Below are 22,361 nucleotides of genomic sequence, written 5' to 3' on the forward strand. Positions count from 1 at the left end.
ATGCAATGGACGATATCGTGAAGCAGGCCATGGCCAAATGGCCCCATGTGCCTGCCTGCAGCGGCTGGCTGGGACTGGACGAGCGCGGGCGCTGGTATCTGCGCGATGAACAGGCCCAGGCCAGCGGCGCTTTCGACAGCGGAATCCCGGGAGCCAAGGGCGCGGAGGTGCGCAACGAAAAGCTGGCGGACTTCATCGCCCGCAACTACCTGGCCGAGCCCGATGGTCGATGGTTCTTCCAGAACGGTCCCCAGCGCGTGTATGTGGAGCTGGAGAATGCTCCCTGGATATGGCGGTTGCGCTGGGATGGCGAGGGCCTGCAGATGCACAGCCATACAGGAGCCGAACTGGATGCCGGGGCCATCACCGAAGCGCTGATGGACGAGACGGGGCGCCTGTACCTGGCGACGCCTTCCGGCCTGGGCCTGGTCCATACGCAGGACATGATCGATGCCGCGGCTGCGCTGGAGGCGGGCGCGTTGCCGGCCTGTGCAGAGGTGCGGGCCGAGGCGTTGCCGCAGCGCTACGGTTTCGTGCGCAGTCCTGCGCGGGCATGAAAAAACCGGCCGAAGCCGGTTGGTTCCAGAAGTCCCGCGTGTTGCTCAATTGGCGGGGGCTGCTGCGCCTTCTGCCGCGGCGCCTTCTGCGGCAGGGGCCTTGGGTTCTTCGAACTTGCCGCCCGCTGCGTTGGCCATGTAGACCACGCCGCGTGCAATTTCGGTGTCGTTGAAGTCGCCGCCACCCTGAGGGGCCATGGCGCCCTTGCCCTTGAGTGCCGAGTGCACCAGGCCTTCCAGTCCCTGTGCAAGGCGAGGGCCCCAGGCCGCAGCATCCTCGAACTTGGGTGCTCCTGCAGCGCCCGTGGCGTGGCAAGCGGCGCACTGGCCCTTGTAGACCTCTTCGCCCGCGCGCAGGGGGCGGTTGGCATCACGGATCTCCACAAGGCCGATCTTCTGCAGGCGCTGAGCCTTGGCCATTTCGGTCTGAGAAGCGCCGGCACCGGACTTGTCGGCCGAACTCACGTACTGCACGAGGCCGATGATCACGAACACCGGAACCACGAACGAGAAAAACACCGCTATCAGCAGTTGCCTGGGATTCTTGATCGGGCCCGTATGGGCTTCTTCGGTGTGGGTTGCGCTCATGAAGTCCTCTTGTGTTGTGGGGGCGTGAGTCAACAACAAATTATATCGACGGCCCTCTTGCAGACACTGCGCGCAGACCCGGGTTGACCTGGGACGCACATATGCCATGAGATGGATCAAGCAATTGGCAAATGCTTGCCGCACTGAATGACAAAGAGGCGTTCACCTTGCGGTGAACGCCTCTTTGCGGTTGGCGCGGCAGATGCGGTTATTGCTGCGCGGGAGTTTGCGTGGTTGCAGCCGCTGTCGCCGTCCTGTCGGTCCAGCCGCCGCCCAGAGCCTTGTACAGCTCGATCTGATTGAGCAGTTGCGCCAGGCGCACGCTCACGGTGGATTGCTCCAGCGCGAACAGGGTGCGCTGTGCGTCCAGCAGGTCCAGGTAGCTGGCCACGCCGTTGCTGTAGCGCAGGTCGGACAGCTTCAGGCGTGCCTGCTCGGCTTCGAGCTGGGCGCGCTGGGCCATGATCTGGTCACGCAGCGTGCCTTGGCTGTCCAGTGCGTCGGAGACTTCGCGGAAGGCGCTCTGGATGGACTTCTCGTACTGCGCAATGGCCACTTCGCGATCGACCTTGGCCGCAGCCAGATTGGCCGAGTTGCGGCCCGCATCGAAGATGGGCAGCAGGGCCGAGGGCGCCAGGGTGAAACCCCAGCTGCCGCTCTTGAACAGGCCCGACAACTCGTTGCTGGCCGTGCCGAACTGCCCGGTCAGCGTGATGCGCGGGAAGAAGGCCGCACGCGCCGCGCCGATGTTGGCATTGGCGCTGATCAGTTGCTGCTCGGCCTGGCGGATGTCGGGGCGCTGCGTGAGCAGGTCAGACGGCAGGCCGGCCGGCACTGCAGGCAGGTCGGCCGTGTCGCGCAGGCCCTGGCTGGAGCCCAGGCTGGCGACCACGTCTGCAGGCAGCGCCTGGCCCAGCAGCAGCACCAGGGCGTTCTCGTCCAGGGCACGCTGGCGCTGCTGCTGCGCCAGGGTGGCGCGCGCAGCTTCGGTCAGCGAGACGGCCTGGCGGTAGTCCAGCTCGGAGGCCACGCCCGTGTCGAAGCGCAGCTTGGTCAGCTTGATCGACTCTTCGCGGGTCTGCAGCGTGTCGCGCGAGATCTTCAGCAACTGCTCGTCGGCCAGCAGCGTGTACCAGCCGCTGGCCACGGCGGCCACCAGGCTGGTCTGCGCGGCGCGGCGCGCTTCCTCGGTGGCCAGGTACTGGGCCAGGGCCGCTTCCTTCAGGCTGCCGATGCGCCCGAAGAAGTCCAGCTCCCAGGAGGTCACGGCCAGGCCGACCTGGTAGCTGTTGACGTACTTGGTGCCGGAGCCCGTGGTATTCGGGGCGCGGCTGGCGTTGACGCCTGCACCGACCGTCGGGAACTGGTCGGCGCGCGTGATCCGGTACTGCGCCTGGGCGCGCTCGATATTGAGCGCGGCCACGCGCAGGTCGCGGTTGTTGTCCAGCGCGGTGCGCACCAGTTGCTGCAGGCGTGCGTCCTGGAAGAAATCCTGCCAGGGCAGCTGTGCGGCAGCCGTTCCGCCTTCTGCCGCAGCAGTGGCGTTCGCGCGGGTGTATTGGGCCGCGACCGGAGCGGCAGGGCGCTCGTAGGTGGGGATGAGCGAGCATCCCGCCAGGAGCACGGCGGTGGCGATGGCCACCGGGGTACTGCGATTAATCATGGCTCAAGGCCTCCTTGCCGGCCGGTGTGGACGGCGGGTTGTGCGTTTTGATCTTGCCCTTGAACAGCTTGCGCACCACGACGAAGAAGGTGGGCACGAACAGCACGGCCAGCACGGTGCCGGTGATCATGCCGCCGAGCACGCCGGTGCCGATGGCACGCTGGCTGGCGGAGCTGGCGCCGGAGGCGATCACCAGAGGCACCACGCCCAGGCCGAAGGCCAGCGAGGTCATGATGATGGGCCGGAACCGCAGGTGCGCGGCTTCCAGCGCGGCCTCGATCAGGCCCTTGCCTTCGGCCTGCAGGTCCTTGGCGAACTCCACGATCAGGATGGCGTTCTTTGCCGACAGGCCGATCACCGTCACCAGTCCGATCTGGAAGTACACGTCGTTGGAATAGTTGCGCAGCAAGGTGGCAAGCACCACGCCCAGCAGACCCAGCGGCACGACCAGAATCACCGACAGCGGAATCGACCAGCTCTCGTACAGAGCGGCCAGGCACAGGAACACGGCCAGGATGGCGAAGGCGTACAGGAAGATGGCTTGCGAGCCCGCCAGCTTTTCCTCACGCGACTGGCCGGTCCACTCGAAGCCGAAGCCTTCGGGCAGCTTGGCAGCCAGCTTTTCCATCTCGTCCATGGCATCGCCCGAGCTGAAGCCCGGAGCTGCCGAGCCTTCGATGCGCACGGCCGGGTAGCCGTTGTAGCGCACCGTCTGCTGCGCGCCCTTGACCCACTTGTTGGTCGCGAACGTGGACAGCGGCACCGGATCGCCCTTGGCATTGCGCGCGTTCAGGCGCAGCAGATCGTCGGGCTGCATGCGGGCCGGAGCGTCGGCCTGCACGATCACGCGCTGCAGACGACCCTGGTTGGGGAAGTCATTGACGTAGGACGAGCCCAGTGCCGTGGACAGCGCCGCATTGATCGAGGTGAAGTCCACGCCCAGTGCGTTGGCCTTGTCGCGGTCGATCTCGATGCGCAGCTGGGGTGCGTCTTCCAGGCCGTCGGGACGCACGCCGGCCAGCACCTTGCTCTGCCCGGCCATGCCCAGCAGCATGTTGCGCGCATTGATCAGCGCATCGTGGCCGTGGCCGGCACGGTCCTGCAGGCGGAACGAGAAGCCCACGGCATTGCCCAGTTCGGGAATGGGCGGCGGGTTCACGGCGAACACGAAGGCGTCGCGTATGCCCGCCGTCATGCCCATGATGCGGCCCGTCATGGCATCCACCGTGGAGTCCGCTCCCTTGCGCTCGGACCAGTCCTTGAGCGGCACGAAGGCGAGGGCGGCGTTCTGGCCCTGGCCGGAGAAGCTGAAGCCCAGCACGCTGACCATGTTGGCCACTTCGGGCTGCGGCAGCACGGCCTCCTCGACCTGCTTCATGACTTCCAGCGTGCGCTCCTTGGCGGCGCCAGGAGGCAGTTGCACGTTGACGATGAAGTAGCCCTGGTCCTCGGTCGGCAGGAACGAGGTCGGCAGGCCACGGAACACCACCACGGCACCGGCGATCACGGCCAGGTACACGCCGATCATCAGCACCGAGCGCTTGAGCAGGCGAGCCACCCAGCCTTCATAGGACTTGGCCGAGCGTGCGAACGTGCGGTTGAACCAGCCGAAGAAGCCTTTCTTCTCGTGGTTGTGGCCAGCCTCCACGGGCTTGAGCAGGGTTGCGCACAGAGCCGGTGTCAGCGTCAGCGCCATGAAGGCCGAGAAGCTGATGGAGGCGACCATCACGATGGAGAACTGCCGGTAGATATTGCCGGTGGACCCCGCGAAGAAAGCCAGCGGTATGAACACCGCGATCAGCACCAGCGTAATGCCCACGATGGCGCCCGAGATCTGGCCCATGGCCTTGATCGCGGCCTCGCGCGGCGGCAGGCCTTCCTCGCTCATGATGCGCTCGACGTTCTCCACGACCACGATGGCGTCGTCCACCACGATGCCGATGACCAGCACCATGCCGAACATGGCCAGCACGTTGATCGAGAAGCCCACGGCCTGCATGACCGCGAAGGTGCCCAGCAGTGCAATGGGCACCACGATGGTCGGGATCAGCGTGTAGCGCCAGTTCTGCAGGAACAGGTACATCACCAGGAACACCAGCACGATGGCTTCCAGCAGCGTGTGGGCCACCTTCTCGATGGAGATGCTCACGAATTTGGAGCTGTCGTAGGGAATGGAGTAATTCACGCCCTTGGGGAAGAACTTCTTCAGTTCCTCCATGCGTGCATGCACGGCCTTGGCCGTGGCCAGCGCATTGCCGCTGGGCGTCAGCTGCACGCCGATACCCACGGCATCCTTGCCGTTCAGGCGTGCGGAGGTCGCGTAGGCCTGGCCGCCGATCTCGATGGTGGCCACGTCCTTGAGTCGCACGGTGGAGCCATCGGCATTGGCGCGCAGCACGATGTTCTCGAACTGGCTGATCGAAGACAGCTGGCCCATCACCGTCACCGTGGCGGCGATCTTCTGGCCCGTGATGTTGGGCAGGTCGCCGATGGCGCCGCTGGCCACCTGGGCGTTCTGGCTGCGGATGGCGGCCGTCACGTCCTCGGCCGAGAGCTTGTAGCCCTGCAGCTTGGCGGGATCGAACCAGATGCGCATCGCCTTTTCCGTGCCGAACAGCTGTGCCTGGCCCACGCCTGCCACACGCTGGATTTCGGGAACGATGTTGCGCGAGGCATAGTCGCCCAGGGCCACCGTGTCATAGGCCTTGGCGTCCTCGGACGACAGCATGATGAACAGCAGGAAGTTGGACGACGCCTTGTCCACGCGAACGCCCTGCTGCGTCACCGACGCAGGCAGGCGCGGCGTGGCGCGCGAGAGGCGGTTTTGCACGTCCACCTGCGCCAGGTCCACGTTGGTGCCGGCCTCGAAGCTGATGGTGATGCTGCCCGTGCCGTCGGCCTGGGCCACAGACTCCATGTAGACCAGGCCGGGCGAGCCGTTCATCTCGCGCTCGATCACGGACAGCACGCTGTCTTCGAGCACCTTCGCGGACGCGCCTGGATAGGCCGTGTTGATGACGATGGCCGGAGGAGCCACCTTGGGATATTGAGCGATCGGGAGCTTGGTCAGCGCGATACCACCGAGGACGATGATGAACAGCGCGACGACCCATGCAAAGATCGGTCTGTCGATAAAGAACTTGGCCATTGCTGAGCCCCTTGATTACTTCTTGTCTGCCTGGTCCGCAGGCTTGGCATCGGCTGCGGCTTGCGGGGCTGGCGCTGCCATGCCGGCCGGCTTCTGGGCGCCTGCGGCCTCGGGCTGCCACGGTACGGGCTTGACCGGCGTGCCGGGTGGCAGCATCTGCAGCTTCTGGAAGCCGTCGACCATCACCTTCTCGCCCGCCTGCAGGCCTTCGCTGACCAGCCACTGGTTGTTCTGGGCCGTGGTCACCTTCACTTGGCGCTTGGTGATCTTGCCGTCGTCGCTGACCACGCTCACGGTGTCGCCGGTCTCGGTGCGCGTCACCGCCTGCTGGGGCACGGCAATGGCGTTGGACGCCTGGGCCTGCTCCATGCGCACGCGCACATACATGCCGGGCAGCAGCAATCCCTTGGGATTGGGCACCTCGGCACGCAGCGTGACCTGGCCGGTGGAGCTGTCCACGGTCAGGTCGGTGAACAGCAGCTTGCCCTTGAGTTCGTAGGCCGTGCCATCGTCCAGGCGCACTTCGACGCTGGCGGCTTCGGCGCCATCGGCCTTCTTGAGCTTGCCCTGCTCCATCGCGCGGCGCAGCCGGAAGGCTTCGCTGGACGACTGGGTGAAATTCACATAGACCGGATTGATCTGCTGGACCACGGCCAGCGGGGTCGCCTCGCCCTGGCCGACCAGCGCGCCTTCGGTCACCAGAGACTGGCCGATGCGGCCAGAAATGGGGGCGGTGACGCTGGTATAGCCAAGATTGATCTCGGCGGTCCGCACGGAGGCCTTGCCGGCCGCGACGTCAGCCTGGGCCTGCTTGTAGGCAGCCTCTGCATTGACGAAGTCCTGCTTGCTGATCGCGTTGGCGGCAACCAGCGGGCGGTAGCGTTCCAGTTGCGCCAGTGCCTGGGCCTGGTTGGCCTCGGCACGGGCCTGCGTGGCCTTGGCACTTTGCAGCGTCGCCTGGTAGGGCGCCGGATCGATGCGGTACAGCACCTGGCCGGCCTTCACGTCGCTGCCTTCCTTGAACAGGCGCTCCTGCACGATGCCGGCGCTGCGGGCCCGGATCTGGGCCACGCGGCGCGCGTCCACGCGGCCGGGCAACTCGGTCACAAGTCCCACATCGGCGGGGGTGGCCACCACCACACCTACAGGGACGGCGGGCATCTGCTGCTGTGCGGCAGCTTGTTCTTCGGGCTTTTTCCCGCAGGCGGCCATGGCCATTGCGGCGGTGACGGCCAGGGCCACGGTGGTGAGGCGCAGACTGTTGTAAGGGGACGGAGCGGCTGACACATTGCTGCGTGTGCTGGGCATGATGGGTCCTTGTGCTGAATCAAATAACGATGTTGACGTTCCGGTCAGCGCTATCCGGAACGCCCGTGTCCACGGGCAAGTCGCGGATTATACATACATACATGAATGTATAATGACCGCAGTTGCTGCAAGGCGGCGCGAAGCATGGCGTAGCGTGGCATGGCCGGGCTCAACGATGGAAGGAAATACATCTTGGCACGACGAACGAAAGAAGATGCGTTTGCAACGCGCAACAGTCTGCTGGACGCTGCGGAGCAAGTGTTCTACGAGCAGGGTGTCGCCCGGGCCTCGCTCAACGAGATTGCCCAGCGAGCCGGCGCCACGCGCGGTGCGGTCTACTGGCATTTCAAGGACAAGCTGGATCTCTTCTATGCCATGCTGGATCGCGTCACGCTCCCGCTGGAGCAGGCCGCTCAGGGCGACTGCGAAGATGACTCCGAATGCGATGCGCTGGAATATGTGCGGCGCCTGATGGCGGTGGTCTTCGGGCGCATTGCGGATGACGACAGCACGCGGCGCGTCTTCGAGATCCTGTTGCTCAAGGTGGAGTACGTGGGCGAGCTCATGCCGGTGCAGGAGCGCAATCGCGCGGCACTGGACTCCTTTTCGTCCCGGCTGGAGCTGGCGCTGTGTGCCGCCGCCGAAAGCCATGCGGTCACCATGCCCATGTCGGCGCACCAGGCATCGATCGCACTGTGCGCCATGTTTGACGGGCTGCTGCAGAGCTGGCTGCTGGGACGGGCTTTCGATCTCAAGCATGTGGGTGCCCAGGCGGTGGATGTCTGCCTGCGCGGGCTGGGCTTCACGGTTTCGGAGGCTCCTGCCCAATGAGCGGGCGGGGCCGCGGGGCTTGTACGCGGTAGTGCAAAGTCATGCGACAATCATCGGCTTGTGCAGGGCAGCGATGCCTTGAGCGGCTGTAGCTCAGTGGATAGAGTATTGGCCTCCGAAGCCAAGGGTCGTGGGTTCGATCCCCGCCAGCCGCGCCACATTTTTCTTGGATTGCCCCGGTGGCCTGAGAAAAAAATGCACTGAATTTTTTCAGACGAAAAAAACGGTGCTAGAATTCAAATCTCTTCGGAGGGGTGCCCGAGTGGCTAAAGGGGGCAGACTGTAAATCTGTTGGCTTACGCCTACACTGGTTCGAATCCAGTCCCCTCCACCAGTAATGGTGAAGAAGAGAAGTCATCTGAAAAGGTGGCAGCGTGCAGTCAATCTGTGCGGGAGTAGTTCAATGGTAGAACCCTAGCCTTCCAAGCTAATGACGCGGGTTCGATTCCCGTCTCCCGCTCCAGTTTGCAAGCAAAGTTTTTTGAGGTTGCTTCGGCGGCTTCAAGGCCCATGTGGCTCAGTGGTAGAGCACTCCCTTGGTAAGGGAGAGGTCGGCAGTTCGATCCTGCCCATGGGCACCATTCTCTCTGGTGCGCTCGCTAGATGGGGTTGCGCCAAATCCTGTTGTAGTGATTTAGATTTTTTTCGGAGTCGGAAAAATGGCTAAAGAAAAATTCGAGCGTACCAAGCCCCACGTCAACGTGGGCACCATCGGTCACGTGGACCACGGCAAGACGACCCTGACGGCTGCCATCGCCACCGTTCTGTCCAAGAAGTTCGGCGGCGAAGCCAAGGCTTACGACCAGATCGACGCAGCACCTGAAGAAAAGGCCCGCGGCATCACGATCAACACCGCCCACGTCGAGTACGAAACGGCCAACCGCCACTACGCTCACGTTGACTGCCCCGGCCACGCCGACTACGTCAAGAACATGATCACCGGCGCTGCTCAGATGGACGGCGCTATCCTGGTGTGCTCGGCCGCTGACGGCCCGATGCCCCAGACCCGCGAGCACATCCTGCTGGCTCGTCAGGTGGGCGTGCCCTACATCATCGTGTTCCTGAACAAGTGCGACATGGTGGACGACGAAGAGCTGCTGGAGCTGGTCGAAATGGAAGTGCGCGAGCTGCTGGCCAAGTACGACTTCCCCGGCGACGACACCCCCATCATCCGCGGCTCGGCCAAGCTGGCCCTGGAAGGTGACGCAAGCGACAAGGGCGAGCCCGCCATCCTGCGTCTGGCTGAAGCCCTGGACACCTACATCCCCACGCCCGAGCGCGCTGTGGACGGTGCCTTCGCAATGCCCGTGGAAGACGTGTTCTCGATCTCCGGCCGTGGCACCGTGGTGACCGGTCGCGTTGAGCGCGGCATCATCAAGGTCGGCGAAGAAATCGAAATCGTCGGTATCCGCGACACCCAGAAGACCATCGTCACCGGCGTGGAAATGTTCCGCAAGCTGCTGGACCAAGGCCAGGCTGGCGACAACGTGGGCCTGCTGCTGCGCGGCACCAAGCGTGAAGACGTGGAACGCGGCCAAGTGCTGTGCAAGCCCGGCTCCATCAAGCCCCACACCCACTTCACGGCTGAGGTGTACGTGCTGTCCAAGGACGAAGGTGGTCGCCACACTCCGTTCTTCAACAACTACCGTCCCCAGTTCTATTTCCGCACGACCGACGTGACCGGCTCTATCGAGCTGCCCGCCGACAAGGAAATGGTGATGCCTGGCGATAACGTGTCGATCACCGTCAAGCTGATCGCCCCCATCGCCATGGAAGAAGGTCTGCGCTTCGCTATCCGCGAAGGCGGCCGTACCGTGGGCGCTGGCGTGGTTGCCAAGATCATTGCCTAACTGATTCGTAGGGGTATAGCTCAATTGGCAGAGCGTCGGTCTCCAAAACCGAAGGTTGTAGGTTCGATTCCTACTGCCCCTGCCACCTGATGGTGGAATCGCAACGAGCCCGCCCCAAAGCGGGCTTCGGTGTCTTGGCGTTGCGCAAAAAATGCGCATTAGAAATGGATTATGGCCACTACTCAGGTTGAAACGGTCAGCTCCGGAGCTGACAAAGCCAAGCTTGCCGCAGTCGCGGCTTTAGTCGTTGCTGCGATCGCAGGTTTCTATCTGCTGAGCAAGCAAGGGCCCATCGTTCAGTGGCTGGTGCTGCTGGTCGGTCTGGCTGCGGCTGCTGGCACGTTCCTTGTTTCCGAGCCCGGAAAGCGTTTCGTCAGCTTTGCGCAGGATGCCTGGCGCGAAGTCAAGAAGGTCGTCTGGCCGACGCGCAAGGAGACCATGCAGATGACCTTGTACGTCTTCGGCTTTGTGGTCATCATGGCCTTGTTCCTGTGGTTCACGGACAAGACGCTGGAGTGGGTCCTGTATGACCTGATTTTGGGCTGGAGGAAGTAATGGATGCTGTCGAAACAGGTGTGAACGACGGAGGGGCAACGCCTGCCAATCCGGATCTGCGCTGGTACATCGTCCATGCCTACTCCGGCATGGAAAAGGCCGTGGAGCGCAACATCATCGAGCGCATCGCGCGTTCGGACATGCAGTCCAAGTTCGGCCGCATCCTGGTTCCCACCGAGGAAGTGGTGGAGATGAAGAACGGCCAGCGCCGTACCACCGAACGCCGCTTGTTCCCTGGCTACGTGTTCGTCGAGATGGTCATGGACGACGACACCTGGCACCTGGTCAAGCACACCAGCAAGGTGACGGGTTTCGTGGGTGGTGCCAAGAACCGCCCAGCACCGATCTCCGAAGAGGAAGTGCGCAAGATCGTCAGCCAGATGCAGGAAGGCACGGACAAGCCGCGCCACAAGATCGAATTCATGCCCGGCGAACTGGTGCGTGTCAAGGAAGGCCCCTTCACGGACTTCAATGGCTCGGTCGAAGAGGTCAACTACGAAAAGAGCCGCCTGCGCGTCTCGGTGATGATCTTCGGTCGCTCCACGCCGGTCGAGCTTGAATTTGCCCAGGTTGAAAAAACCTGAGTTACCGCTTACAATCTCTGGCTCTGCATTTTTAGGCTCGGTGCAGGGCGTGTCAGCAAGAGTCTTTTAACCCCCGGGGAGCTGCCGGCTGCAACTGTTGTTGGTTGGGCCGGCGGCGCTATACCCGCAAGGAGCATTCAATGGCGAAGAAAATCGTCGGCTTCATCAAGCTGCAAGTGCCAGCTGGTAAGGCCAATCCCTCTCCTCCGATCGGTCCTGCGCTGGGTCAGCGCGGCCTCAACATCATGGAATTCTGCAAGGCGTTCAACGCCCAGACCCAAGGTGTCGAGCCCGGCCTGCCCCTGCCCGTGGTCATCACGGCCTTTGCCGACAAGAGCTTCACCTTCATCATCAAGACGCCTCCGGCGACTGTGCTGATCAAGAAGGCCATCAAGCTGGACAAGGGCTCCTCCAACCCCCTGAAGAACAAGGTCGGCAAGATCACCCGCGCTCAGCTGGAAGAGATCGCCAACACCAAGCTGAAGGACATGAACGCTGCTGACGTCGACGCCGCCGTGCGTACGCTGGCTGGTTCGGCCCGTTCGATGGGCGTGATTGTGGAGGGCGTGTAAATGGCCAAGTTGACCAAGAAGCAAAAGGCTCTCCAGGGCAAGGTGGAGTCCACCAAGCTGTACGCTTTCGCCGACGCCGTGGCGCTGGTGAAGGAAGCCGCCACCGCCAAGTTCGATGAATCCATCGACGTGGCCGTGCAACTGGGCGTGGACGCCAAGAAGTCTGACCAAGTGGTTCGTGGCGCCGTCGTGCTGCCCCACGGCACTGGCAAGACCGCCCGCGTGGCCGTGTTCGCCCAAGGCGCCAAGGCTGAAGAAGCCAAGGCTGCTGGCGCCGACGTGGTCGGCATGGACGACCTGGCTGCCCGCGTGAAGGCTGGCGACATGCCCTTCGACGTGGTCATCGCTGCCCCCGACGCCATGCGCGTCGTCGGTACGCTGGGTCAGATCCTGGGCCCGCGCGGCCTGATGCCCAACCCCAAGGTGGGTACGGTGACTCCCGATGTGGCCACGGCCGTGAAGAACGCCAAGGCTGGTCAGGTGCAATACCGTGTCGACAAGGCCGGCATCATCCACGCCACCATCGGCCGCCGCTCGTTCGACAACGAGAAGCTGCAAGGCAACCTGGCTGCGCTGATCGACGCCCTGAACAAGTCCAAGCCCGCCTCGAGCAAGGGCCTGTACCTGCGCAAGGTGGCTGTTTCGTCGACCATGGGTGTGGGCGTTCGCGTCGACACGCAAACCATCTCGGCCTGATAGCCAAGAAATCTTGAGGCGGCTTGCGGGCTGCCTCAGTGGTGGGCCGGCGCAGCGATGCGCCGGGTCATCCAAGACCGTTGGTGTGCCTTGCGGCACTTAAACCTCAGGGGCCAACGCAGATGGCGATCCCGCTGCAGATGGATGCATTTCCAAAACAGTTGGTCGCTGCAACAAGAGCGCGCATGAGGGGCCTGCCCCGAGTGTGCATTTGAAGGAGTAGACCTTGAGTCTTAATCGCAGTGAGAAAGAAGCGGTCATCAATGAAGTGACCAGCCTCGCCGCAAAAGCTCAAACGCTTGTGATCGCGGAATACCGCGGCATCACGGTCGCCGACATGACCAAACTGCGCGTTGACGCCCGCAGCAAGGGTGTGAGCCTGAGCGTGTTGAAGAACACGCTGGCCCGCCGTGCTGTGGCTGGCAGCCAGTTCGACGTTGTCGCCGACCAGATGACCGGCCCTCTGATCTATGGCTTCTCTGAAGACGCAGTGGCTGCCGCCAAGGTGGTGGCCGACTTCGCGAAAACCAACGACAAGCTGGTGATCCGCGGTGGTGCGTTTGCAGGCAAGGCCCTGGACGTGAACGGTGTGAAGCAACTGGCGAACATCCCCTCGAAGGAAGTTCTGCTGGCACAACTGTGTGGCTTGCTGATGTCGCCTATCTCGCGTACGGCCGTTGTGCTGGGCGCCCTGGCGGCAAAGAAGAGCGAAGGCTCTGCCGAAGAACCGGCAGCCGAAGCAGTCGCAGCCTGAGCGCGCGGCAGTTAACCAATATTGTTAGGAAATCAAAATGGCATTCGATAAAGACGCATTTCTGACCGCGCTCGACGGCATGACGGTCCTGGAACTCAATGACCTGGTGAAGGCCATTGAAGAGAAGTTCGGCGTGAGCGCTGCCGCCATGGCCGCTCCCGCTGCTGGTGGCGCTGCTGGCGGCGCTGCTGCTGCAGAAGAAAAGACCGAGTTCAACGTTGTGCTGACCGAAGCCGGCGCGAACAAGGTTTCCGTCATCAAGGCCGTGCGTGAAATCACCGGCCTGGGTCTGAAGGAAGCCAAGGACCTGGTCGACGGCGCTCCCAAGAACGTCAAGGAAGGCGTTGCCAAGGCTGACGCTGAAGCCGCTGTGAAGAAGCTGGTGGAAGCCGGTGCCAAGGCTGAACTGAAGTAATTCAGTCCCCTCAAGGGCTGGAGGCTCCGAAAAAGGGCCTCCAGCCTTTGGCGCTTGTGGAGAGCGTATCCATAGAGCACACTAGAAAGCGGTCTGGAGCAGCCTGTTTTCTAGTGTCTTCTGACAACCCGACAGCAGAAGATGCCTTGGTTCGGGCGATGTGCAACGCATCGCCGTCAGCCATGGTTGGTAGTGGCCAACCGCCAAGCCCGCAGGGAGCTTTCCATGTGGGGCAGTCGTCGCAGACCCAGGACTCATGTCTTTGCCCGGAGATCTCATGGCCTATTCTTACACCGAACGCAAGCGAATCCGCAAAAGCTTCGGGAGCCGCGACAGCGTGCTCGAAGTGCCTTACCTGCTGCAGATGCAAAAAGATGCATATACCGCATTCTTGCAGGCAGATGTAGCCCCCAAAAAACGCACCATCGAAGGCCTGCAAGCGGCCTTCAACTCTGCCTTCCCCATCGTCTCCCACAACGGTTTTGTGGAGATGAAGTTCGTCGAGTACAACCTCGCCAAGCCTGCTTTCGATGTGCGCGAGTGCCAGACCCGTGGTCTGACCTTCGCCTCTGCCGTGCGCGCCAAGGTTCAACTGATCATCTATGACCGTGAGTCTTCGACCTCGCAGTCCAAGGTGGTCAAGGAAGTCAAGGAGCAAGAGGTCTACATGGGCGAAGTGCCCCTGATGACCGACAAGGGCTCGTTCATCATCAACGGCACCGAGCGCGTCATCGTCTCGCAGCTGCACCGCTCGCCTGGCGTGTTCTTCGAACACGACAAGGGCAAGACCCACAGCTCGGGCAAGCTGCTGTTCTCGGCACGCATCATTCCTTACCGCGGCTCGTGGCTGGACTTCGAGTTCGACCCCAAGGACCTGCTGTTCTTCCGCGTCGACCGTCGTCGCAAGATGCCCGTGTCCATTCTGCTGAAGGCCATCGGCCTGACGCCGGAATCGATCCTGGCCAATTTCTTCGTCAACGACAACTTCCGCCTCATGGATTCGGGCGCGCAGATGGAGTTCGTCCCCGAGCGCCTGCGCGGCGAGGTCGCGCGCTTCGACATCACCGACAAGTCGGGCAAGGTCGTGGTCGCCAAGGACAAGCGCGTCACTGCTCGCCACACGCGTGAGCTGGAGCAGTCGGGCACCAAGTTCATCAGCGTCCCCGAAGATTTCCTGATCGGCCGCGTGGTCGCCAAGAACATCGTCGATCCGGACACTGGCGAGATCATCGCCAAGGCCAACGAAGAGCTGACCGAGTCCCTGCTCAAGAAGCTGCGCAGCGCCGGCATCCAGGATCTGCAGTGCATCTACACGAACGAGCTGGACCAGGGCGCCTACATTTCGCAGACCCTGCGCACCGACGAAACCGTCGATGAGTTCGCTGCGCGCGTGGCCATCTACCGCATGATGCGCCCCGGCGAGCCGCCGACCGAGGACGCCGTGCAGGCCCTGTTCCAGCGCCTGTTCTACAACCCCGACACCTACGATCTTTCGCGCGTGGGCCGGATGAAGTTCAACGCCAAGGTCGGCCGCGATGGCGCCACCGGCCCCATGGTGCTGTCCAACGAGGACATCCTGGCCGTGGTCAAGATCCTGGTGGATCTGCGCAACGGCAAGGGCGAAGTCGATGACATCGACCACCTGGGCAACCGCCGCGTGCGTTGCGTGGGCGAACTGGCCGAGAACCAGTACCGCACGGGCCTGGCACGTATCGAGAAGGCCGTGAAGGAGCGTCTGGGTCAGGCCGAGCAAGAGCCGCTGATGCCCCATGACCTGATCAACAGCAAGCCGATTTCGGCCGCCCTGAAGGAATTCTTCGGTGCGTCGCAGCTGTCGCAGTTCATGGACCAGACCAATCCTCTGGCCGAAATCACGCACAAGCGTCGCGTCTCGGCCCTGGGCCCGGGCGGTCTGACGCGCGAGCGCGCAGGCTTCGAAGTGCGCGACGTGCACGTGACCCACTACGGCCGCGTCTGCCCTATCGAAACGCCTGAAGGCCCCAACATCGGCCTGATCAATTCGCTGGCCCTGTACGCCCGCCTGAACGAGTACGGCTTCATCGAGACGCCTTACCGTCGCGTGGCCGACGGCAAGGTCACGATGGAGATCGACTACCTGTCGGCCATCGAGGAAGGCAAGTACATCATCGCCCAGGCCAATGCCGAGCTGGATGCCGAAGGCCGCCTGATCGGCGACCTGGTGTCGGCACGCGAAAAGGGTGATTCGACCCTGGTGTCGGCCGAGCGCGTTCAGTACATGGACGTGTCGCCCGCACAGATCGTGTCGGTGGCTGCCTCGCTGATTCCGTTCCTGGAGCACGATGACGCGAACCGCGCATTGATGGGCGCCAACATGTCGCGTCAGGCCGTGCCTGTGCTGCGTCCCGAAAAGCCCATGGTGGGCACGGGCATCGAGCGCGTGGCGGCAGTGGACTCCGGCACCGTGGTGACGGCAACCCGCGGCGGTATCGTGGACTATGTCGATGCAACGCGCATCGTGGTCCGCGTGAACGATGCGGAAGCCGTGGCCGGCGAAGTCGGCGTGGACATCTACAACCTCATCAAGTACCAGCGTTCCAACCAGAACACCAACATCCACCAGCGTCCCATCGTCAAGCGTGGCGACAAGCTGGCCAAGGGTGACGTGGTGGCCGACGGCGCATCGACCGACCTGGGCGAAATCGCCATCGGTCAGAACATGCTGATCGCCTTCATGCCCTGGAACGGCTACAACTTCGAGGATTCGATCCTGATCAACGAGCGCGTGGTGGCCGAAGACCGCTACACCTCGATCCACATCGAAGAACTCGTGGTGATGGCCCGCGACACCAAGCTCGGTGCAGAGGAAATCACGCGCGACATCCCGAACCTGTCCGAGCAGCAGCTCAACCGCCTGGACGAGTCCGGCATCATCTACGTGGGTGCGGAAGTGCAGCCCGGCGATGTGCTGGTCGGCAAGGTCACGCCCAAGGGCGAGACCACGCTGACGCCTGAAGAGAAGCTGCTGCGCGCCATCTTCGGCGAGAAGGCTTCCGACGTGAAGGACACCTCGCTGCGCGTGGACCAGGGCTCGCAAGGCACCGTGATCGACGTGCAGGTCTTCACCCGTGAAGGCATCCAGCGCGACAAGCGTGCCCAGCAGATCATCGATGATGAACTCAAGCGCTACCGCCTGGACCTGAACGACCAGCTGCGCATCGTCGAGGCCGACGCCTTCGACCGTATCGAGAAGCTGCTCAATGGCCGCGTGGCCAACGGCGGCCCGCAAAAGCTGGCCAAGGGCGCCAAGATCGACAAGGCCTACCTGGACGGCGTGGAGAAGTTCCACTGGTTCGACATCCGTCCTGCAGAGGACGAGGTCGCCACCCAGCTCGAGTCCATCAAGAACTCGCTGGAGCAGACGCGCCACAGCTTCGACCTGGCTTTCGAAGAAAAGCGCAAGAAGCTCACCCAGGGCGACGAGCTGCCCGCTGGCGTGCTCAAGATGGTCAAGGTCTACCTGGCCGTCAAGCGCCGCCTGCAGCCCGGCGACAAGATGGCCGGCCGCCACGGCAACAAGGGCGTGGTCTCCAAGATCGTTCCGGTCGAGGACATGCCCTACATGGCCGACGGCTCCACTGCCGACATCGTGCTGAACCCGCTGGGCGTGCCTTCGCGCATGAACATCGGCCAGGTGCTGGAAGTGCATCTGGGCTGGGCCGGTAAGGGCCTGGGCCAGCGCATCGGCGACATGCTGCAGCAGGAAGCCCGTGCCGCCGAAATCCGTGCCTTCATGGAAGAGATCTACAACTCGCGCGGCCGCAAGGAAGACCTGGCCCAGCTCGATGACAACGAGATCGTGTCCATGGCGCAGGCGCTGACCACGGGCGTGCCGTTTGCCACGCCGGTGTTCGACGGCGCTTCCGAGCAGGAAATCCAGGACATGCTGCATCTGGCATATCCGGAAGAGCTGAAGGAGCGTAAGGGCCTGACCGAAAGCCGCACGCAGGCCTACCTGTATGACGGCCGCACCGGTGACCGCTTCGAGCGTCCGACCACCATCGGCTACATGCACTACCTGAAGCTGCACCACTTGGTCGACGACAAGATGCACGCCCGCTCCACGGGTCCGTACTCTCTGGTGACGCAGCAGCCCCTGGGCGGCAAGGCCCAGTTCGGCGGCCAGCGTTTCGGGGAAATGGAAGTGTGGGCGCTGGAAGCCTACGGCGCCGCCTATGTGCTGCAGGAAATGCTGACCGTGAAGTCCGACGACGTGGTGGGCCGTACCAAGGTGTACGAATCCATCGTCAAGGGCGAGCACGCCATCGAGGCAGGCATGCCCGAGTCGTTCAACGTGCTGGTCAAGGAAATCCGCTCCCTGGGCCTCGACATCGAGCTTGAGCGTTCTTAAATATTGAAAAGGGAAAGAGTCTTATGAAATCTCTACTCGACCTGTTCAAGCAATTCACGCCCGATGAGCATTTCGATGCCATCAAGATCGGTCTGGCTTCTCCCGAGAAGATCCGTTCCTGGTCCTTCGGCGAGGTGAAGAAGCCCGAGACCATCAACTACCGCACGTTCAAGCCCGAGCGCGATGGTCTGTTCTGCGCCAAGATCTTTGGCCCCATCAAGGACTACGAGTGCCTGTGCGGCAAGTACAAGCGCCTCAAGCACCGCGGCGTGATCTGCGAGAAGTGCGGCGTCGAAGTGACCCAGACCAAGGTGCGCCGCGAGCGCATGGGCCACATCGACCTGGCTGCGCCCTGCGCCCACATCTGGTTCCTGAAGTCGCTGCCGTCGCGTCTGGGCCTGGTGCTCGACATGACGCTGCGCGACATTGAGCGCGTGCTGTACTTCGAAGCCTACGTGGTGACCGACCCCGGCATGACCCCGCTGAAGAAGTTCAGCATCATGACCGAGGACGACTACGAGGCCAAGCGCACCGAGTACGGTGACGAGTTCGAAGCCAAGATGGGCGCCGAAGGCATCAAGGACCTGCTCGAAGGCATCGACATCGACGTCGAGACCGAGCGCCTGCGCGGCGACCTGACCGGCTCCGAAGTCAAGGTCAAGAAGAACGCCAAGCGCCTGAAGCTGCTGGAAGCGTTCAAGAAGTCCGGCATCAAGCCGGGCTGGATGGTCATGGAAGTGCTGCCCGTGCTGCCCCCGGACCTGCGTCCGCTGGTGCCGCTGGACGGCGGCCGCTTCGCAACGTCCGACCTGAACGACCTGTACCGCCGCGTCATCAACCGCAACTCGCGTCTGCGCCGCCTGCTGGAGCTGAAGGCTCCGGAAATCATCGCGCGCAACGAAAAGCGCATGCTGCAGGAAGCAGTGGACTCGCTGCTGGACAACGGCCGCCGTGGCAAGGCCATGACGGGCGCCAACAAGCGTGCCCTGAAGTCGCTGGCCGACATGATCAAGGGCAAGAGCGGCCGTTTCCGCCAGAACTTGCTGGGCAAGCGCGTGGACTACTCGGGCCGTTCCGTGATCACGGTGGGTCCGTACCTCAAGCTGCACCAGTGCGGTCTGCCCAAGCTGATGGCGCTGGAACTGTTCAAGCCCTTCATCTTCGCGCAGCTCGAGCAGCGCGGCATCGCCACCACCATCAAGGCGGCGAAGAAGGAAGTGGAATCCGGCACGCCCGTGGTGTGGGACATCCTCGAAGAGGTCATCAAGGAGCACCCGGTCATGCTGAACCGTGCTCCCACGCTGCACCGCCTGGGCATCCAGGCCTTCGAGCCCATCCTGATCGAAGGCAAGGCCATCCAGCTGCACCCGCTCGTCTGCGCGGCCTTCAACGCCGACTTCGACGGTGACCAGATGGCCGTCCACGTTCCGCTGTCGGTGGAAGCACAGATGGAAGCCCGCACGCTGATGCTGGCCTCCAACAACGTGCTGTTCCCCGCATCGGGCGAGCCCTCCATCGTTCCTTCGCAGGACGTGGTGCTGGGTCTGTACCACGCGACGCGCGAGCGCATCAACGGCAAGGGCGAGGGCATGGTCTTCGCCGACATCGGCGAAGTGCAGCGCGCGCTGGACGCCGAGCAGGTCGAGCTGGCCGCCAAGATCAGCGTTCGCCTGACCGAGTGGACGAAGAACAAGGACTCCGGCGAGTTCGAGCCTTCGACCAGCCTGGTGGAAACCACCGTGGGCCGCGCCCTGATGTCCGAGATCCTTCCCAAGGGCCTGCCGTTCAGCCACATGAACAAGGCGCTCAAGAAGAAGGAGATCTCCAAGCTCATCAATGCCTCGTTCCGCAAGTGCGGTCTGAAGGCCACGGTGGTGTTTGCCGACAAGCTGCTGCAAAACGGCTTCCGCCTGTCCACGCACGCCGGCATCTCGATCGCCATCGGCGACATGCTGGTGCCGCCGCAAAAGGCCGAGATCATCGGCCGTGCCGAAGCCGAGGTGAAGGAGATCGAACAGCAGTACGTCTCCGGTCTCGTGACCGCTGGCGAGCGCTACAACAAGGTGGTGGACATCTGGGGCAAGGCCGGCGACGAAGTCTCCAAGGTCATGATGGCCCAGCTGGCCAAGGAAAAGGTCATCGACCGCCACGGCAACGAAGTCGAGCAGGAATCGTTCAACGCCATCTACATGATGGCCGACTCCGGCGCCCGCGGCTCGGCCGCGCAGATCCGCCAGCTGGCCGGCATGCGTGGCCTGATGGCCAAGCCTGACGGCTCCATCATCGAGACGCCCATTACGGCGAACTTCCGTGAAGGCCTGAACGTTCTGCAGTACTTCATCTCCACCCACGGCGCCCGAAAGGGTCTGGCCGACACGGCGTTGAAGACGGCCAACTCCGGCTACCTGACGCGTCGTCTGGTGGACGTGACGCAGGATCTGGTGGTCAACGAGGACGATTGCGGCACGAGCAATGGCGCACTGATGCGCGCCATCGTCGAAGGCGGTGAAGTCATCGAATCGCTGCGCGACCGCGTGCTGGGCCGTACCACGGCCGAGGACGTCGTGCATCCCGAGACGCTGGCCGTGCTGCTGCCCGCAGGCACGCTGCTCAACGAAGACGTGATCGACGAGCTGGAATCGCAAGGCGTGGACGAGATCAAGGTCCGCACCGCGCTGACCTGCGAGACCCGCTACGGCCTGTGCGCCAAGTGCTACGGCCGCGACCTGGGCCGCGGCGGCCTGATCAACCTCGGCGAAGCCGTGGGTGTGATCGCCGCCCAGTCCATCGGCGAGCCCGGCACGCAGCTGACCATGCGTACCTTCCACATCGGTGGTGCCGCTTCGCGCGCTGCCATCGCCTCGAGCGTGGAAGCCAAGTCCAACGGCTCCATCAGCTTCAACAGCACGATGCGCTACGTCAGCAACACCAAGGGTGAGCTGGTCGTGATTTCGCGTTCGGGCGAAATCGTCATCAGCGACAACGGCCGCGAGCGTGAGCGCCACAAGGTGCCCTACGGTGCCGTGCTGACCGTCAGGCCCGACCAGCAGGTCAAGGCCGGTCTGATCCTGGCCAACTGGGATCCGCTGACCCGACCCATCATTACCGAGTACGCCGGCCAGGTGCGCTTCGAGAATGTGGAAGAGGGCCTGACCGTGGCCAAGCAGGTCGATGAAGTGACCGGCCTGTCCACGCTGGTGGTGATCGATCCCAAGCGCCGTGGCTCTGCCAAGGTCGTGCGTCCCCAGGTCAAGCTGATCGATGCCAACAACCAGGAAGTCAAGATCCCCGGCACCGACCACTCGGTGACGATCGGCTTCCAGGTCGGCGCTCTGATCCAGGTGCGTGACGGCCAGGACGTGGGCCCCGGCGAAGTGCTGGCCCGTATCCCTGTCGAAGGCCAGAAGACCCGCGACATTACCGGCGGTCTGCCCCGCGTGGCCGAGCTGTTCGAAGCCCGCACGCCCAAGGACAAGGGCACGCTGGCCGAGATGACCGGCACCATTTCCTTCGGCAAGGAAACCAAGGGCAAGGTGCGCATGCAGATCACCGATCTGGATGGCAAGGTCTGGGAAGAACTCGTGCCCAAGGAAAAGAACATCCTGGTGCACGAAGGCCAGGTGGTCAACAAGGGTGAGTCCATCGTCGACGGCCCGGCCGATCCGCAGGACATCCTGCGCCTGCTGGGCATCGAGGAGCTGTCGCGCTACATCGTCGATGAAGTGCAGGACGTCTACCGCCTGCAGGGTGTGAAGATCAACGACAAGCACATCGAGGTGATCGTTCGCCAGATGCTGCGCCGCGTCGTGGTCGAGAACACCGGCGACTCGACCTACATCGCTGGCGAGCAGGTCGAGCGTTCGGAGATCCTCAATACCAACGAGGCGCTGCAGCGCGAAGGCAAGATCCCTGCCACGTACTCCAACGTGCTGCTGGGTATTACCAAGGCATCGCTGTCGACCGACTCCTTCATCTCTGCCGCGTCGTTCCAGGAAACGACCCGCGTGCTCACCGAGGCTGCCATCATGGGCAAGCGCGACGAGCTGCGTGGCCTGAAGGAAAACGTCATCGTGGGTCGCCTGATCCCCGCCGGTACGGGTCTGGCATACCACCAGGCGCGCAAGGCCAAGGACGCCATGGACGACGCAGAGCGCCGCGCCATCGCCGACGCCGAAGCGGCCGAACTGGCCGGTGTGATGGCTGACGACGACGCTGGCGTGGCTGCCGTCGCCGGTGACGCTTCCGCTGACTGATAGGCGGTGTCACCCCCTGAGCGGCTGTGCCGCTTCCCCCTCTCTCGCTACGCGGGAGGGGGACGACGCCCTCGCTGCGGGGGCGGCCCTTGCTCGGCGTCCCTCTTGTTGGGACATGCTGTCTCCTAGAGCAGTGCATGGCGCAAGTGCTTGATGATGTGACGCTCCCGGCCTGCCCTGCGCAGGCGGGAGCGTTT

General features: G+C 63.3%; 14 protein-coding genes, 5 tRNA genes and 1 pseudogene. 16 read left to right on the top strand and 4 right to left on the bottom strand.

Annotated features, from left to right (window positions below; genetic code table 11):
• Positions 1 to 5: 5 nt before the first annotated feature.
• The gene (locus tag AAN986_RS02260; RefSeq protein ID WP_047219532.1) at positions 6 to 557 is read left to right on the top strand and encodes a DUF2946 family protein; all 552 of its coding nucleotides are present in this window, start codon (positions 6 to 8) and stop codon (positions 555 to 557) included.
• Between the two features lie 51 nt (positions 558 to 608).
• Here AAN986_RS02260 and AAN986_RS02265 read toward each other — a convergent pair.
• From AAN986_RS02265 to AAN986_RS02280, 4 genes and pseudogenes are all read right to left on the bottom strand, one after another.
• A pseudogene (locus tag AAN986_RS02265) lies at positions 609 to 1,145 on the bottom strand (c-type cytochrome); the annotation flags it as partial.
• Between the two features lie 208 nt (positions 1,146 to 1,353).
• Positions 1,354 to 2,808 (bottom strand): efflux transporter outer membrane subunit, encoded by a 1,455-nt coding sequence (locus AAN986_RS02270; RefSeq protein ID WP_046987756.1) that lies wholly within the window; start codon positions 2,806 to 2,808, stop codon positions 1,354 to 1,356.
• On the bottom strand, positions 2,801 to 5,956 hold the full coding sequence (locus tag AAN986_RS02275; RefSeq protein ID WP_047219533.1) for an efflux RND transporter permease subunit: 3,156 nt from the start codon (positions 5,954 to 5,956) through the stop codon (positions 2,801 to 2,803). The genes AAN986_RS02270 and AAN986_RS02275 overlap by 8 nt, the downstream gene beginning before the upstream one ends.
• A gap of 15 nt (positions 5,957 to 5,971) precedes the next feature.
• Positions 5,972 to 7,264, bottom strand: a complete 1,293-nt coding sequence (locus AAN986_RS02280) for an efflux RND transporter periplasmic adaptor subunit (RefSeq protein ID WP_047219534.1) — start codon at positions 7,262 to 7,264, stop codon at positions 5,972 to 5,974.
• A gap of 192 nt (positions 7,265 to 7,456) precedes the next feature.
• On the opposite strand from AAN986_RS02280, the gene AAN986_RS02285 reads away from it, so the two are divergent.
• The 15 genes from AAN986_RS02285 (at position 7,457) to rpoC (ending at position 22,164) form a co-directional block, all read left to right on the top strand.
• Positions 7,457 to 8,095 (top strand): TetR family transcriptional regulator, encoded by a 639-nt coding sequence (locus AAN986_RS02285; RefSeq protein ID WP_193584789.1) that lies wholly within the window; start codon positions 7,457 to 7,459, stop codon positions 8,093 to 8,095.
• 82 nt (positions 8,096 to 8,177) lie between these two features.
• A tRNA-Arg gene (locus AAN986_RS02290) sits at positions 8,178 to 8,253 on the top strand.
• A gap of 90 nt (positions 8,254 to 8,343) precedes the next feature.
• Positions 8,344 to 8,429 (top strand) — tRNA-Tyr (locus AAN986_RS02295).
• A gap of 55 nt (positions 8,430 to 8,484) precedes the next feature.
• Positions 8,485 to 8,558: transfer RNA gene (locus AAN986_RS02300), tRNA-Gly, on the top strand.
• A gap of 43 nt (positions 8,559 to 8,601) precedes the next feature.
• Positions 8,602 to 8,676, top strand: a tRNA-Thr gene (locus AAN986_RS02305).
• 78 nt (positions 8,677 to 8,754) lie between these two features.
• Positions 8,755 to 9,945, top strand: coding sequence for an elongation factor Tu (gene tuf, locus AAN986_RS02310; RefSeq protein ID WP_016448514.1), 1,191 nt, complete (start codon positions 8,755 to 8,757; stop codon positions 9,943 to 9,945).
• 9 nt (positions 9,946 to 9,954) lie between these two features.
• A tRNA-Trp gene (locus AAN986_RS02315) sits at positions 9,955 to 10,030 on the top strand.
• Positions 10,031 to 10,116: 86 nt separating this feature from the next.
• Positions 10,117 to 10,500 (top strand): preprotein translocase subunit SecE, encoded by a 384-nt coding sequence (gene secE / locus AAN986_RS02320; protein ID WP_012202436.1) that lies wholly within the window; start codon positions 10,117 to 10,119, stop codon positions 10,498 to 10,500.
• Positions 10,500 to 11,084, top strand: a complete 585-nt coding sequence (nusG, locus tag AAN986_RS02325; RefSeq protein ID WP_016450388.1) for a transcription termination/antitermination protein NusG — start codon at positions 10,500 to 10,502, stop codon at positions 11,082 to 11,084. The genes secE and nusG overlap by 1 nt, the downstream gene beginning before the upstream one ends.
• 140 nt (positions 11,085 to 11,224) lie before the next feature.
• A complete protein-coding gene (gene rplK, locus AAN986_RS02330; RefSeq protein WP_012202438.1) occupies positions 11,225 to 11,656 on the top strand; it encodes a 50S ribosomal protein L11 in 432 nt (143 codons plus the stop codon).
• Positions 11,657 to 12,352 (top strand): 50S ribosomal protein L1, encoded by a 696-nt coding sequence (gene rplA / locus AAN986_RS02335; RefSeq protein WP_016450389.1) that lies wholly within the window; start codon positions 11,657 to 11,659, stop codon positions 12,350 to 12,352. It begins immediately after the preceding gene.
• Positions 12,353 to 12,578: 226 nt separating this feature from the next.
• Entirely contained in the window at positions 12,579 to 13,106 is a 528-nt protein-coding gene (rplJ, locus tag AAN986_RS02340; protein ID WP_016450390.1) for a 50S ribosomal protein L10, read from the top strand.
• Positions 13,107 to 13,143: 37 nt separating this feature from the next.
• Entirely contained in the window at positions 13,144 to 13,521 is a 378-nt protein-coding gene (gene rplL / locus AAN986_RS02345; RefSeq protein WP_012202441.1) for a 50S ribosomal protein L7/L12, read from the top strand.
• Between the two features lie 277 nt (positions 13,522 to 13,798).
• A complete protein-coding gene (gene rpoB, locus AAN986_RS02350) occupies positions 13,799 to 17,911 on the top strand; it encodes a DNA-directed RNA polymerase subunit beta (protein ID WP_016450391.1) in 4,113 nt (1,370 codons plus the stop codon).
• A 23-nt stretch (positions 17,912 to 17,934) separates the two neighbouring features.
• Complete coding sequence (gene rpoC, locus AAN986_RS02355) at positions 17,935 to 22,164, top strand: DNA-directed RNA polymerase subunit beta' (RefSeq protein ID WP_016450392.1); 4,230 nt, start codon at positions 17,935 to 17,937, stop codon at positions 22,162 to 22,164.
• The last annotated feature ends 197 nt before the right edge of the window (positions 22,165 to 22,361 follow it).

Source organism: Delftia sp. DS1230 (genome assembly GCF_040112715.1).
Lineage (GTDB): Bacteria > Pseudomonadota > Gammaproteobacteria > Burkholderiales > Burkholderiaceae_C > Comamonas > Comamonas tsuruhatensis.

What these genes read in the sequence shown, in the direction of transcription:
- AAN986_RS02275 (WP_047219533.1), bottom strand. Translation starts at nt 5,956, where the DNA reads ATGGCCAAGTTCTTTATCGACAGACCGATCTTTGCATGGGTCGTCGCG.
- AAN986_RS02270 (WP_046987756.1), bottom strand. Translation starts at nt 2,808, where the DNA reads ATGATTAATCGCAGTACCCCGGTGGCCATCGCCACCGCCGTGCTCCTG.
- nusG (WP_016450388.1), top strand. Translation starts at nt 10,500, where the DNA reads ATGGATGCTGTCGAAACAGGTGTGAACGACGGAGGGGCAACGCCTGCC.
- rplL (WP_012202441.1), top strand. Translation starts at nt 13,144, where the DNA reads ATGGCATTCGATAAAGACGCATTTCTGACCGCGCTCGACGGCATGACG.
- AAN986_RS02280 (WP_047219534.1), bottom strand. Translation starts at nt 7,264, where the DNA reads ATGCCCAGCACACGCAGCAATGTGTCAGCCGCTCCGTCCCCTTACAAC.
- rpoC (WP_016450392.1), top strand. Translation starts at nt 17,935, where the DNA reads ATGAAATCTCTACTCGACCTGTTCAAGCAATTCACGCCCGATGAGCAT.
- secE (WP_012202436.1), top strand. Translation starts at nt 10,117, where the DNA reads ATGGCCACTACTCAGGTTGAAACGGTCAGCTCCGGAGCTGACAAAGCC.
- tuf (WP_016448514.1), top strand. Translation starts at nt 8,755, where the DNA reads ATGGCTAAAGAAAAATTCGAGCGTACCAAGCCCCACGTCAACGTGGGC.
- rpoB (WP_016450391.1), top strand. Translation starts at nt 13,799, where the DNA reads ATGGCCTATTCTTACACCGAACGCAAGCGAATCCGCAAAAGCTTCGGG.
- AAN986_RS02260 (WP_047219532.1), top strand. Translation starts at nt 6, where the DNA reads ATGGACGATATCGTGAAGCAGGCCATGGCCAAATGGCCCCATGTGCCT.
- rplA (WP_016450389.1), top strand. Translation starts at nt 11,657, where the DNA reads ATGGCCAAGTTGACCAAGAAGCAAAAGGCTCTCCAGGGCAAGGTGGAG.
- rplK (WP_012202438.1), top strand. Translation starts at nt 11,225, where the DNA reads ATGGCGAAGAAAATCGTCGGCTTCATCAAGCTGCAAGTGCCAGCTGGT.